This window comes from Intestinimonas sp. MSJ-38 (assembly GCF_018917925.1).
Lineage (GTDB): Bacteria > Bacillota > Clostridia > Oscillospirales > Butyricicoccaceae > Pseudobutyricicoccus.
This window is the reverse complement of record NZ_JAHLPO010000002.1, coordinates 217,822-230,567: the sequence shown is the minus strand read 5'-3', so window position 1 is coordinate 230,567 and position 12,746 is coordinate 217,822. Positions and strand designations below refer to the sequence as shown.

The following is a 12,746-nucleotide window of genomic DNA, read 5'->3' as shown; positions in this document are numbered from 1 at the left end:
GAAGAAGCAATGAGACCGTATCTGCGAGATAGAAAGCTGGACATGCCGCTTCGCAATAAGGACGACTCGGTAATGAGATGGTGCGCCGCATCTATGACCGTGCAGAAAAGATGTCCGATTTTGCGTCCCTCAAGAGATAAGTAGGTAGTGGAAACACAAGTACGAGAAAGAAGAGGTGCGGGTATATGATTTGCGCGGCATCGGACCTGCATGGGCAGTGGGACAAATATCAGGAGCTTGTGAAAAGGCTGGCTCTCAATGATGGAGAGAACGAGCTCTACCTTTTAGGCGACCTCATAGACCGAGGCCCTGGAAGCTGCAAAATACTTCTGGACATCAGAAAAAGAGACAACATCCATGCGCTGTTCGGGAATCACGAATACATGGCTGCGATGTGTCTGAGCTGGGTCTTGAAAGAGATAACCAAAGACAGCATAGACGACCTGACGGAGCTTCAGATGGCGACGCTGGATGAATGGATACTCAACGGTGGCGGCGCGCAAGGACATTTGCGAGTATCAGCTACATGACTTTATCTTTGGGCGCTCGTTCCTTGAGCAGGAGTTCTACCCGGACCGCTATCTGGTCTTCGGACATACCCCGACAAGAGAGATCCACAAGATGCTCGGCGAGCCGCCGACGGATGACATCATCTTTCACAAGAGCAAAATCGCCATCGACTGCGGCTGCTGCTACAAAGGCGGACGCCTGGGCTGCCTGAATCTCGATACTTTGGAGATGTTTTATATCTGATTTTGCGCTTTCGTCAGTATTAGCGATTCGACTTCGAAAGTCTAATGCTGGCGAAAGGTTTACCGTTGGTTTTGCAAATACATTGATGGTTTTTTAATTCCCGCTCTTCCCTACTACGCCCATCCCGGCAGGCGCGCTCTGCATCAGCGCCCGATAGAACGAATTGGAGGTATTGCATGAACGAAAAGTTAGAGCAGCAGTTGCAGGCTGACTTCCCCTTTATGGTGACAAACAAGGTCGACGGTGAAGAGAATCTGTACCGCCGTTATGGCTGCGACTGTGATGACGGCTGGTACGGCCTGATTCACGACATGTGTCAGGCTATCTCGAAGCGATATGCCGAAGACGGCCTTCCGGTCGACCTCATCCCTACGCAGCTCAAAGAGAAATATGCGACGCTTCGCTTCTACTACACCTTTGAAGGTGCACAGGGCGGAAGCGCTGCCATAGACCTTCCTGGCGGTCAGAGCCTGCGCTTAGAGCCCGAGAACGGAGCACCGCGGGATGAGCGCAAGGAGCTCCTCTGGCGCGATGTGGCGCAAATCGTCCGTGTCTACGAAGCGAAGAGCAGCACCGTCTGCGAAAAGTGTGGAAGCACAGATGGGGCATCCATCCGTAAGGACCTCGGCTGGTGGCGGACTCTTTGCAAAGACTGCTACGAGAAGCGGCTCGCGCAAAAGATGAGGAAGGACACCTGACGGCCTCTCCCCTGCGATGATAAAAGATGATAAAAAAAGAAGAGCGGCACCGGGATGGTGTCGCTCGATGTTCTATTACTGAGGATTGTATTGGCTGAAAGCTATGTGGAAAGATGGAAGAGCGGGGCTATTCTGTTGAGTTCTATGCTCGTCGCTTATAACCGAAAATGCAAATACACCTTGCGAATGACGAAGCTGCATTCTGGGAAGGTTGCTGCGGAAGATGACTTTGTAGCGGAAAACGAAGAACCCCTTGCAGACGATCCTGTCCTTGAGGAATAGCACACGCGGAATGCTCTTTGGCTTGTGACTGGCAAAAAAGATCCCCCTTGCTCGAAGGGAGATCTGATGGTAGATCAAGCTGTGTTATTCAAGAGCCAGCGAGAAGGCCGGCCGCATATATTCCTGTGCGCTCCGGCTTAATCCGCATTCTGCTGCCAGACGATTCCAGTTATCTCGGACGGTTTTCAGGACATCCTCCGCCATAGCAGTTGCGTCCTTAGTGCTGATCTCACAATACGGTGCGATCTCCAGCGCAAGGTCGAGGGAGATCGTCGCATCGTCCTCGTTTACGCAGAGGGACAGCTCGTCACCCTCTGGGACGGGGTTTACATCGTACAAGGGTGAGAGATGCCACCCATCCGCCTTAAGGATAAAGCCATGATTTCTCATGTGGTCATCCGTATTGGAAACAGCCATATTGAACACGATCCGCTTCCATAGCTCTGTCAAATCTCTCTTGGGCGCAGCGCCGTTGGCCTTGATAAAGGACACCAGTTCAAGATAACTGGAGCCATCCGCGGCTGATGCTCCACCCGTTTTTCCAAGTATTGTCATGGCGGACGCGAAATGAATCCGCGCAGCACCATTCCGGTCAAACCTGCGTACAAGGAAGGTGCTTCCGTACTTGGAGAAGTCGATCAGCATGGACTCGGGAACATCCAAGCCGCAAAGTCTTGCAAGGTCATGGGTGACCTTTTCCCACGCCCCCACATTGACATCGTCGTGCTTGGACGGAAACTTGGCGATCCACAGATTTCCGCTTATGTCCAGAACGGTGGCCTTCGGACGAGCGCCACCCAGCGAGGAACCGGGCTTGATGAGTTGATTGATCCATTTCTGCTCGAGACCGGACTCATCGTTTTCGAATTGACGGGAGGCTTCCTCCAGCGTTCGCAAGCTGGTCTAGGGAGGCGTCGGGGTTTTTGAATCATCCGAAAGGAACGGGCCGTCTTTGTCCAGCTTGAAGCGGATCGCGCCCATCCGAGTCTCGTCGTAGACGCCCAGCAGGAAGTCGCTGTCTAAGAGCTTTCGAGGCTTTCGGCCTTCCTGCTCCGCCAATATTCTTTCTCTGCGCTTCATCAGCAGGCGGCCCCAGCGGTCGGGGGAGGAGTCAGCGAAAAGACCGAACACATTTTTTGCGCCGGTTGGATACTGCCGCCCGGCATACAGTTGAAGATCCGGGTCGAGATACATGTAGTTTGCGCTGCTTTTTAACCAGTCAGCATCATACTCGAAGGAATAGCTTTCACGGCCGCGGACATTCTCCACGAAGAGAGTCCCCAGGAAGTTTGGCGTTGTAGATCTGAAGCTCTCATAGACATAAATTACTTTTTGGTTTGACGCCACGGTTAATCACCTCTGTTTCGCGGTGCTCTCTTGCGCGTGGTAAGTTCAAGGTCTTGGAGTTTACGCCCCAGCTCATCATCCTTTGCAACGAGCAGAAGGTCTTTATCCATATTGTTCAGTGCGTGCAGAACTGCGGCATAGATCCCAATCGCGACAGAGGGGTTTCCCTTTTCAACATTCCACACTGTGGCTCGGCTCACACCAGCTCTTTCCGCGACCAATTCGGCAGACAGATGCCGCCGTAATCTGGCAAGTTTGATCTGTTCTCCCAGCTGTTCTAAAATCGCCTGCGTCTGCGGCAGCACAGCAACACTCTTTCGTCCCATTCTGCACACCACCTCTACATCATCTTTGTGCTTGTTATTATAGACGATATATCTATAATTGTCAATAAATAAAGACATTAAAAGGCGGCGTGTCTGCGATTATCCCATACTTCATTGTGTGCTGACTACCTTGCCGATATGCATCCGGCCTTAGAGGTCTTTGTTGATTGCGCCGCAAAGGGGACAGATTACAGCTTCTGTGTTCATTGGATGCTCATCTCCGCCCTAAGGATTTGATAAACTGAAAAGAGGTTGGTATCAAAATATGATACCAACCTAATAAAAAGTTTCAAATTATTTAGGAAAGACGAGCAATAAAAAGCAACCGAGAGCGTAAAGCCCGCCATAAAGCAGGCCAAATCAGCCGAGAATTTAGTTCAAGTCCTGCCTAACGCTCTGAAATGCCCTTGTGCATCTATAAAACACGCTTTGAAAAAACAGGGCATAAAAACGCTGAAACCCCTGATTTCTCAGGGGTTTCAGGTGAGTGTATCTATTTTGGTCACTCAAGATGGTTGCGGGGGCAGGATTTGAACCTACGACCTTCGGGTTATGAGCCCGACGAGCTACCGAACTGCTCCACCCCGCGATATTCTGTTTGTTTGGTACTCGATTAGTATAGCATAAGGAGCATCCTCTGTCAAGAGATATTTTTCCTCCCCCCTGGCTTTACGGCCAGGGGGGGAGGAAAGGGGAGTTACCAGGCTGCACAGGCCCCTTCGCAGCGGGGCTCTGTACCGCCGATGAGTGTACCAAAGGGAGTGCGCAGGATCATCTGACCCTTGCCAAAGCCGCCCCGGTTGGTATCAAAGACGATTTTATGCCCGCGCTGGGCCAGAGAATCCGCCAGATAAGTGGAAAATTCCGTTTCCACATGGACTTCTTTTCCGGCAGTCCACAGCCAACGGGGGGCATCGATGCAGACCTGGGGATTGAGTCCGCAGTCGATGAGCTTGGTCATCACCTGCACATGGGCCTGAGGCTGCATGAAGCCGCCCATCACCCCAAAGGGACCCACCGGTTTGCCGTCTTTCGTGAGGAAACCGGGGATGATGGTATGGTAAGGCCGCTTGCCCGGTGCTGCGGCATTGGGGCTTTCCGGGTCCAGAGAGAAGCCCTTGCCCCGGTTCTGCAGGGCAATGCCCGTGCCGGGCACCACCACGCCCGAACCAAAACCGGCGTAATTGCTCTGGATGTAGGAGATCATATTGCCTTCGTTGTCCGCCGCGCAGAGATAGACGGTGCCCGGGTTCTTGGGATTGCCCGGGGCCGGTTCGATGGCGGTCTGGCCGATGAGCTTCCGCCGGGCGGCGGCATATTCCGGAGAGAGCATCTCCTCGGGAGACACTTCCATATACCGGGGATCGGCAATATAGCGCAGGCCGTCGATAAAGGCCAGCTTGGTGGCTTCGATCTGCCGGTGCACCCCCAGAGGATCGTCCAGGGGAGAGGGCTCAAAGCCATTGAGAATGTTGAGGGCCATCAGGGCAATGATCCCCTGGCCGTTGGGCGGCAGTTCCCACACCTCATAGCCATGGTAGGGCACGCTGAGAGGCTGTACCCACTGGACTTCATGCTCCATCAGATCTTCTTTTTCCAAGAAGCCACCGAACTTATGGGAGGCCGCCACGATTCTGTCGGCAATCTCCCCCTGATAATAGTCCTTAGCCTGGGTCTTGGCGATGGCCTCCAGGGTATCCGCCAGATCAGGGTTGCGGAACAGCTGTCCCGGCCGGGGCGCTTCCCCTCCCGGCATAAAAATGCGGAACCACTCGTCAAATTGCGGACCGCAATCGGTATTTTCCCGCATACGGGATGCCATGGTATTGATGCTGCTCCAGGTGATGGTGCACAAAGCCTGACCTTCCCGGGCATAGGAAATGGCGGGGGCCAGCACTTCGGTCAGAGGCAGACGACCATATTTTTCGTTGATGGCTGCCCAGGCGGCCGGAGCGCCGGGCACGGTCACCGGCTCAAAACCGTAATGAGGCATCTCCTTATAGCCCTTGTCCCGCATTTTCTGCAGGTCGAAGCCGCGGCCCATGACACCGGTGGAGTTCATGCCCTGCAATTTGCCTCCATTTTGCGTGAAGATGGCAAATGCATCGCTGCCGGCGCCATTGGTCTGAGGTTCCAGAACCACCAGACAGGCTGCGGCGGCAATGGCTGCATCAAAAGCGTTTCCCCCTTTTTTCAGCATATCCACCCCGGCCTGCGCCGCCAGATGGTTGGATGTGGCGCACATTCCCCGAGCGGCATAGGTCACATACCGTCGGGAAGGATAGGGATAAAGCGCGGAAGTCTCCATATTGTTTCCCCTTTCAAAAGAAATCTGTTGATATTTTACCATAGCTTCCCACTGGATGGGAGAAATCTGAACAAAAAAGGCGCCCTCTCAGGCGCCTTTTTTCGTTTGCTTACACTTCCCGCCAGTGATGGCAGGCTACAAAATGGCCGGGAGCCGCTTCTTCCCAAGTGGGGATCTCCTGGGCGCATTTGTCGGTGGCATAGGCACACCGGGGACGGAACTTACAGCCCGAAGGAGGATCGATGGGACTGGGCACTTCTCCCTCCAGAGGAATCCGCTTCCGGGTCTTTTCCGAATCGGGATCGGCCTCCGGAATGGCGGAGATCAAAGCCTTGGTATAGGGGTGCAGCGGCTGGCCGAAAATCGCCTGGCTGCTGCCCAACTCCACCATGCTGCCCAGGTACATAATGCCCACCCGGTCGGAGATGTGACGCACCACCGACAGGTCATGGGAAATGAACAGATAGGTGAGGTGGTTCTCCTTCTGCAATTTGATCAACAGGTTGATGATCTGGGCCTGGATGGACACATCCAAAGCAGAAATAGGCTCATCGCAGACGATGAACTCCGGTTCCACCGCCAAGGCCCGGGCAATACCGATACGCTGGCGCTGGCCGCCGGACAGCTCATGGGCAAACCGGTTGGCATAATCTTCCGTAAGGCCCACCTTGCCCAACAGCTCGTTGACCTTCTCCTGTTTTTCCTGATTGGACAGGTGATTGTGCACCGTCATACCTTCGGAGATGATCTCGGCAATGGTCATGCGGGGGTCCAGAGAAGAGTAGGGGTCCTGGAAGATCATCTGAGCCCGCTTTTTGAAATTCAACAATCCCTTCCCCTTGATGTGGGACACATCCTCTCCACCGAAGAAGATCTGACCGGAAGTGGGGGGATAAAGCTTCAGAATCGTACGGCCGCAGGTGGTTTTACCGCAGCCGGACTCGCCTACAAGTCCCAAAGTTTCGCCTTTGGCAATGGTGAGGGACACATTGTCCACGGCTTTCAGCGTGCGCTTTTTACCCGCAGGGAAATACTTGCAGAGGTTTTTGATTTCAATCAAATTCTCACTCATGCTTTAAACCTCTCTTTCATAGAAGGATTTCACCTTGGGGGCGTCGGGATGCTGAAGCCAGCAAGACAGCCTGTGGGTGTCGGACAAAACGGTTTCCGGCGGCATCTGCTCTTTACAGATAGGCATACAGAACTCACACCGGGCCGCAAAAGGACAATGTTCCAAAGGCAGGATCAGATCAGGAGGTGTGCCGTGGAGAGAATACAGCTCCTGTTTGCTCTCCTTGGCCAGCTTGGGAACCGAGCTGAGCAGTGCCCAGGTATAGGGATGCTTGGAGTCATAGAAGATCTCACGGGCTGTACCCCGTTCCACTACCTGGCCAGCATACATTACCTGAATGCGATCGGCAAAGTTGGCCACCACACCCAGATCATGGGTTACCAGAATGATGGCAATACCCAATTTTTCTTTCAGCTCCCGCAGCAGGTCAATGATCTGAGCCTGAATAGTCACATCCAAAGCCGTAGTGGGTTCGTCAGCGATGAGCAGCTTGGGCTGGCAGGCCAAAGCAATGGCGATCATCACACGCTGACGCATACCACCAGACAACTGATGAGGATAGTTATCCACACGCTTTTCTGGATCAGGAATCTTTACTAGACGCAGCGTTTCAATAGCCGCTTCCCGGGCCTGTGCTTTGGTCATATTCCGGTGAAGAATCAAACCTTCCATGATCTGTTTACCACAAGTCATGGTGGGGTTGAGGGAGGTCATAGGGTCCTGGAAGATCATACTCACATCGTCGCCCCGGTACTCCTGCAGGCGCTTTTTGGACATTTGCAGCACATCTTCTCCATTGAAAAGAATCTGGCTGCCCTCCTTGATCACAGCGAAAGGCGGCTGGAGCAGACGAAGCAGCGCTTTGGCCGTTACCGTTTTGCCACAACCCGATTCGCCTACAAAGCACAGGGTTTCGCCGGGAGAAAGCTCAAAATCCACACCGCGTACGGCCTTCACTTCGCCGGCATATGTATTGAAGGATACCCGCAGGTCCTTGACAGTCAATATTTTGTTACTCATGGCAATACCTCTACTTTCTCAGCTTCGGATCCAGCGCATCCCGCAAACCATCGCCCAACAGAGTAAAGGAGAGCATAGTCAGAGCGATCATCAGCGAGGGGAAGAAAAGCTGATACGGGTAGAACAGGAAGTTTGTCTGAGCAGCCGAGGACAAAGCGCCCCAGGATGTATTGGGAGGCTGAATACCCAGGCCGATAAAGCTCAGGAAGGCTTCCGAGAAGATATAGTTGGGAATCGCAAATGTAATGGAAACAATGATGGTGCTCATGGTATTGGGGATCAGATGCTTCAGAATGATCCGCCAGGGAGGAACGCCCAAAGCCTGAGCCGCCATTACGAATTCCTGACTTTTCAGCTGGAGCATCTGGCCGCGAACCAAGCGGGCCGTGCCGCACCATCCGGTAAGAGTCAACGCTAAGATCAATGTTCCTAGACTTTTACTATCCAATATCACCGAAAGCAAAATTACCACAATCAGATAGGGAATACTGCTGATCACTTCCACGATACGCATCATGATAGTGTCCACTTTACCCCCAAAATAAGCAGACAAACCGCCATAAACACAGCCGACAGTAGCGGCTACCAAAGCGCCAATCAAACCGATAGCCAATGAAACTCGTCCGGCTTGCCAGGTACGGGAAAATAGATCTCGTCCCAACTTATCTGTACCAAACCAGTGTTCTGCAGAAGGCGGAGCATTCTTGGCTTCGGGTCTGGTATCAATTTCTTCAAAAGCATAGCCGCTGAGAGCCGGGCCAATGATTACCATCACGATCAATGCGATCAAAATAATCAATGCCAGCATGGCCGTCTTGCTTTCTTTAAAACGGCGCCAGGTATCTTTCAAATAACTCACATGAGGACGGCCGATTTTTTCCGCTTCAGCCGTTTCTGCCCCCACAATGACAAATTTCTCTTTGGAAATGTTTGCAGCCATGATGATCTCCTTTCTCAATTATTCGAGGCGATACGGATGCGAGGATCAACCAACACATACGCAATATCGACTACCAACTGGGAAATAACGAACAATATGCCGTAAAAGATCGTCAGGCCCATAGTCATGGCATAGTCGTTTGTATTGATGGAGTTGATGTAATAGAAACCGATGCCAGGAATGGCAAACATACGCTCTGTGACGAAAGCACCGGTGAAAATGCCCACAATACGGGCACCCAACAATGTAATGGCCGGCAAAATGGAGTTGCGCATCACATGGCGGCGAATAACGGCTCCCTCACTGAGGCCCTTCACCCGGGCCGTAAGAATATAGTCCTGGCTCAGGGTATCCAGCATACTGGATTTAATATACCGGGCATAGGTGGCGATGGTGCCAAAACTGAGCACGATAATGGGAATGATAGCATGCTTTACTTCTCCCCAGCCAGAAGTGGGAAGCCAACCCAGTTTGACAGCAAAGAAATATTGTAGCAAAGCTGCCAGTACAAAGACCGGAATCGTGATACCTAGAATGGCAATAACCATTACCACATAATCTGGCCACTTGTTTTTAAATAGTGCGGCAATAACACCAAAAGTAATGCCCAATACCAAGCCAATTACCAGAGCAGGGCCACCAACAGTGGCAGATACCGGCGAGGTTTCCGCGATAACTCCTCCCACGCTGCGGCCAGGATACACATTGCTATCACCCAGATCGCCGTGGAGCAGGTTTTTCATATACATAAGATATTGGGTAAACAGAGGCTTATCCAGGCCATATTTGGCATAGTAGTTGGCTTTGGTCTGTTCCGGCAAGGTCTGCGCCATGCTGGACAAAGGATCACCGGGAATACTGCGCATCAGGAAAAAAGTTGCTGTTGCAATACAGAAAATAGTGATAAACATATAAATGATGCGCTTAACAACATATTTTAGCAAACCAGATCCTCTCCTTTCTCTCTTTTAAAAGAGGAGGCAACACCAACGGTGCCGCCTCCTCTCATTATTTCAGCGGATTGCTTCAGTCATTTTTTCGCAGTTTAGTGCTCGAGGATCTGAATGCTCTTATAGCCCATGGTGCTCAGCGGCATCATGCCATAACCCTTCACATAGTCCTTATAGAACAGAGTGTTGACCGTTGTAGCCAGCGGATTTGCAACACCATATTCTTTCAGCAGCATATCTTCGGCCTGCTTATACATTTCAGCACGCTTCTGGTTGTCCAAGGTTACAGAAGCCTCATTGACCAGCGCATCATACTCCTCGTTGGCCCAGCCGGTGTAAATGGCGTTGGACTGAGAAGTGTGCAGGCTGAGCACATCATAAGGATCGTTCATAGAAGCGCCCCAGCCCATGAAGCCGATCTGATAGTTGCCCTTTTCCACATTGTCAATGAAGATGCCCCATTCAGAGAAGCTGATCTCCAGATTGATACCCAGAGTCTTCTTATAGGCCTGCTGGAGATATTCGCCCAGAGTACGGAACCAGTCATCGGTACCAGCCAGGGAGAAAGTGATATCCAAAGTGGAGGGATCATCGCCCAGGCCCAGTTCCTGCATGCCCTGGAGCAGCAGATCCTTAGGAGTCTTGCCTTCAGCTTCCAGTTCATCGATCATCTCCTGAACGGGATCGCCGGCAAATTCACGGAAGTTGATATCGCCGCAGTACAGAGTGGGCACGACCCAACCATAGGTGGGAATACGGGCTCCGCCAAAGCACATGTCGTTGAGCTCAACACGGTCAATACCAGTGATGAATGCCTTACGAATGTTTGCGTTAGAGAAAATCTTGTCCTTCGTATTGAAGAAGGAATAAGTCAAAGTAGAGCTGGGATAGGAAACAGGCACCACACCTTCGGTGTTGTTGAACCGTTCCACCCATTCCACTTTGGTAGTGGAAACATAGTCCATTTCGCCATTGGCGAAAGCATTCACGGAAGTGTTGGCGTCAGCAATGATCTTGACGGTCACTTCGTCCAGGGTCACATTGTCAGCATCCCAGTATTTGTCGTTCTTTACCAGGGTGATTTCGCTGTTGTGAGTCCAAGATGTGATCTTGAAGGGGCCGTTGGAGACAACAGTATCTGCCTCGGCGCCATACTTATCACCATGCTGTTCTACGATATCCTGCCGCTGAGGACGGAACAGCATACCGTGAGTCAGGTCCATAAAGTAGGGGGTCGGAGCTTCCAGAGTAACTTCCAGTGTATCTTCGTCCACAGCACGGATACCCAGTTCTTCCACAGGAAGTTCACCGCTGTTGACACCTTCATAGTTCTTCAGGCAAGCCAGACGATAACCCAGAGGGGAGCCGGTGTTGGGATCTACATAACGGCGAACAGAGTAGACATAATCATCAGCCGTTACTTTCTGGCCGTCATCCCAGTAATTTTCATTGAGTTCAAAAGTCCAAACAGTCTCATCTTCGTTGGAGCTCCAAGACTTGGCACCTGCGGGGACATATTCATAAGCGTCATGGGTTTCATTTTCACTCAGACGGGTCAGACCTTCCAGAATGTTGGTCAGAATGGTGGAGCTGTATGTATCCGACCGGCGGTTCAGGTCCAGAGTCATAGGCTCAGAAGAAATGTAGGTGACATATTTCTGTTCGGAAGCCAGTTCGGTGCCGGTTTTGCTGCCACCGCCACCGCCACCTCCACCGCCGCCACCGGTCTCATTGGAGCAAGCGGCCAAGGAGAAACACATGACCAGCGCCAGGAGCAATGCCAGGTATCGTTTCATAAAATAGAACCTCCTTCTGTATTCCTCCGATTGTGCAGATGCTCCAACAGGAGGTATCAAGTTATGGGATTATTGTAGTGTCTACTATTAAAAAAGTCAATAAAATAATAAAAAACTGTGAATTCCGCCCAATAAATCTAGGCAGATTTCACAGTTTTCCATTTTGCGGCATAAACTATCTATAAAATCAATGTATATACTATAATTCCCAAAAAATTTTGGGAATTCAGCGTGTCCCTTTCATTTTTTTGGTAAAAACCTGGGAAAATTCCTCAGAGGAACAAAATTTGCTGGTGTGGCGGGCGCTCTTTTCGATATCCAGCGCAGCCGAAAGCAGATGGGCCAGCACCAAAAGTCCCCCGGGAGAATTGAGAAAAAGCCGGCTGGATGCGGGGGCGGTGAGCACCAGATCCCCAAACGGCGCCACAGGGGACTGCTCCAGAGAGTTGGTGAGTGCCAAAATCCGGCACCGTCTTTGCCGGGCAAACTCGCACACTTTTGTGGTCATTACATAGTAATCAGGCAAAGAAATAGGCACCAGCAATGTACCCCCTTTCAGCAGGGGGAGGGCCGACTGCACACTGTCGTTCAGCTCAGTGTTTATCACAATGGACGGAAGCCCCATAATGGCCAGACGCATGGAAAGAAAATCGGCAATCTGCAGCGATACTCCCCGGGCACAGAATATCGTGCAATCGGCATCCAGCATCATCTCGGCCCCCCGGAACAGCGATGGAATATCCAAATGGGCAAACAGCAGTTTGAGAAGGTCAAATTCCTCCTGACACACCTGATACAGCAGGTTCTGTTTGTCGTCCAGTTCATATTCCGGCACGCTAGAGTTGAGATAGGCATTCTCCCGCTGCACTTCGATCTTGTTTCGCTCATTGATATATTTGCGGAACTCATATTTCAGCTCATTGTAATTGCCATACCCCAAGGCCCCGCAATAATGAAGGATGGTCATCTCCGAAACCTGTGTCCGGCTGGACAGGTTCTTCATGGTCATAAAGGACATAGAGTCGGGGTTTTCCAGCATATAGTCTGCCAATACCCGCTGCTTTTTGGTCATTTCCCCGTACTTTTCCTGGATGCGCTCAATCACATTCATGGCATTGCCCCCCTTTTTCTTTGCGGCAGCCAAAGGGCTCACCTCGTCCACCTTTGCTCCAGCTTATTATTAGTAATACACTATTTTCCTCTATTCGTCCAGAGAAATTACTTAAAACATAAAAACCCCTCCGGAACACCGGA

General features: G+C 51.6%; 14 protein-coding genes and 1 tRNA gene. 4 read left to right on the top strand and 11 right to left on the bottom strand.

Going from position 1 to position 12,746, the window contains the following annotated elements; translation table 11 throughout:
• The first annotated feature begins 185 nt into the window (after positions 1 to 185).
• From KQI26_RS02410 to KQI26_RS02395, 4 genes are all read left to right on the top strand, one after another.
• A complete protein-coding gene (locus tag KQI26_RS02410) occupies positions 186 to 530 on the top strand; it encodes a metallophosphoesterase (RefSeq protein ID WP_216503051.1) in 345 nt (114 codons plus the stop codon).
• Positions 490 to 753: a hypothetical protein gene (locus KQI26_RS02405; protein WP_216503050.1), complete on the top strand. Its 264-nt coding sequence runs from the start codon at positions 490 to 492 to the stop codon at positions 751 to 753. The genes KQI26_RS02410 and KQI26_RS02405 overlap by 41 nt, the downstream gene beginning before the upstream one ends.
• Positions 754 to 929: 176 nt before the next feature.
• The gene (locus KQI26_RS02400) at positions 930 to 1,451 is read left to right on the top strand and encodes a hypothetical protein (RefSeq protein ID WP_118746392.1); all 522 of its coding nucleotides are present in this window, start codon (positions 930 to 932) and stop codon (positions 1,449 to 1,451) included.
• A 54-nt stretch (positions 1,452 to 1,505) separates the two neighbouring features.
• Entirely contained in the window at positions 1,506 to 1,733 is a 228-nt protein-coding gene (locus tag KQI26_RS02395) for a hypothetical protein (protein WP_216503049.1), read from the top strand.
• Between the two features lie 84 nt (positions 1,734 to 1,817).
• On the opposite strand, the gene KQI26_RS15245 is transcribed toward KQI26_RS02395, so the two are convergent.
• The 11 genes from KQI26_RS15245 to KQI26_RS02345 form a co-directional block, all read right to left on the bottom strand.
• Positions 1,818 to 2,630, bottom strand: a complete 813-nt coding sequence (locus KQI26_RS15245; RefSeq protein WP_253292619.1) for a type II toxin-antitoxin system HipA family toxin — start codon at positions 2,628 to 2,630, stop codon at positions 1,818 to 1,820.
• A gap of 6 nt (positions 2,631 to 2,636) precedes the next feature.
• Positions 2,637 to 3,080 carry a HipA N-terminal domain-containing protein gene (locus KQI26_RS15240; RefSeq protein WP_371744057.1) on the bottom strand — a complete coding sequence of 148 codons (444 nt, stop codon included), beginning with the start codon at positions 3,078 to 3,080 and terminating at the stop codon, positions 2,637 to 2,639.
• Between the two features lie 2 nt (positions 3,081 to 3,082).
• Entirely contained in the window at positions 3,083 to 3,406 is a 324-nt protein-coding gene (locus tag KQI26_RS02385; RefSeq protein ID WP_216495455.1) for a helix-turn-helix domain-containing protein, read from the bottom strand.
• Positions 3,407 to 3,918: 512 nt separating this feature from the next.
• A tRNA-Met gene (locus tag KQI26_RS02380) sits at positions 3,919 to 3,995 on the bottom strand.
• A 108-nt stretch (positions 3,996 to 4,103) separates the two neighbouring features.
• A complete protein-coding gene (locus tag KQI26_RS02375) occupies positions 4,104 to 5,714 on the bottom strand; it encodes a gamma-glutamyltransferase family protein (RefSeq protein WP_216503048.1) in 1,611 nt (536 codons plus the stop codon).
• 109 nt (positions 5,715 to 5,823) lie between these two features.
• Positions 5,824 to 6,786 (bottom strand): ABC transporter ATP-binding protein, encoded by a 963-nt coding sequence (locus KQI26_RS02370; protein WP_216503047.1) that lies wholly within the window; start codon positions 6,784 to 6,786, stop codon positions 5,824 to 5,826.
• Positions 6,787 to 6,789: 3 nt separating this feature from the next.
• Positions 6,790 to 7,806, bottom strand: a complete 1,017-nt coding sequence (locus KQI26_RS02365; RefSeq protein ID WP_216503046.1) for an ABC transporter ATP-binding protein — start codon at positions 7,804 to 7,806, stop codon at positions 6,790 to 6,792.
• Positions 7,807 to 7,816: 10 nt separating this feature from the next.
• Positions 7,817 to 8,746 carry an ABC transporter permease gene (locus tag KQI26_RS02360; RefSeq protein ID WP_216503045.1) on the bottom strand — a complete coding sequence of 310 codons (930 nt, stop codon included), beginning with the start codon at positions 8,744 to 8,746 and terminating at the stop codon, positions 7,817 to 7,819.
• Between the two features lie 14 nt (positions 8,747 to 8,760).
• A complete protein-coding gene (locus KQI26_RS02355) occupies positions 8,761 to 9,690 on the bottom strand; it encodes an ABC transporter permease (RefSeq protein WP_216503044.1) in 930 nt (309 codons plus the stop codon).
• A 101-nt stretch (positions 9,691 to 9,791) separates the two neighbouring features.
• Complete coding sequence (locus tag KQI26_RS02350; protein WP_216503043.1) at positions 9,792 to 11,492, bottom strand: peptide ABC transporter substrate-binding protein; 1,701 nt, start codon at positions 11,490 to 11,492, stop codon at positions 9,792 to 9,794.
• A gap of 226 nt (positions 11,493 to 11,718) precedes the next feature.
• Positions 11,719 to 12,603, bottom strand: coding sequence for a MurR/RpiR family transcriptional regulator (locus KQI26_RS02345; protein ID WP_216503042.1), 885 nt, complete (start codon positions 12,601 to 12,603; stop codon positions 11,719 to 11,721).
• Between the last annotated feature and the right edge of the window lie 143 nt (positions 12,604 to 12,746).

Bases quoted from the DNA above. Each gene is read 5' to 3' on its own strand.
- KQI26_RS02400 (WP_118746392.1), top strand. From the start codon at position 930: ATGAACGAAAAGTTAGAGCAGCAGTTGCAGGCTGACTTCCCCTTTATG.
- KQI26_RS02345 (WP_216503042.1), bottom strand. From the start codon at position 12,603: ATGAATGTGATTGAGCGCATCCAGGAAAAGTACGGGGAAATGACCAAA.
- KQI26_RS02370 (WP_216503047.1), bottom strand. From the start codon at position 6,786: ATGAGTGAGAATTTGATTGAAATCAAAAACCTCTGCAAGTATTTCCCT.
- KQI26_RS02375 (WP_216503048.1), bottom strand. From the start codon at position 5,714: ATGGAGACTTCCGCGCTTTATCCCTATCCTTCCCGACGGTATGTGACC.
- KQI26_RS02360 (WP_216503045.1), bottom strand. From the start codon at position 8,746: ATGGCTGCAAACATTTCCAAAGAGAAATTTGTCATTGTGGGGGCAGAA.
- KQI26_RS02385 (WP_216495455.1), bottom strand. From the start codon at position 3,406: ATGGGACGAAAGAGTGTTGCTGTGCTGCCGCAGACGCAGGCGATTTTA.
- KQI26_RS02410 (WP_216503051.1), top strand. From the start codon at position 186: ATGATTTGCGCGGCATCGGACCTGCATGGGCAGTGGGACAAATATCAG.
- KQI26_RS02365 (WP_216503046.1), bottom strand. From the start codon at position 7,806: ATGAGTAACAAAATATTGACTGTCAAGGACCTGCGGGTATCCTTCAAT.
- KQI26_RS02350 (WP_216503043.1), bottom strand. From the start codon at position 11,492: ATGAAACGATACCTGGCATTGCTCCTGGCGCTGGTCATGTGTTTCTCC.
- KQI26_RS02395 (WP_216503049.1), top strand. From the start codon at position 1,506: ATGGTGTCGCTCGATGTTCTATTACTGAGGATTGTATTGGCTGAAAGC.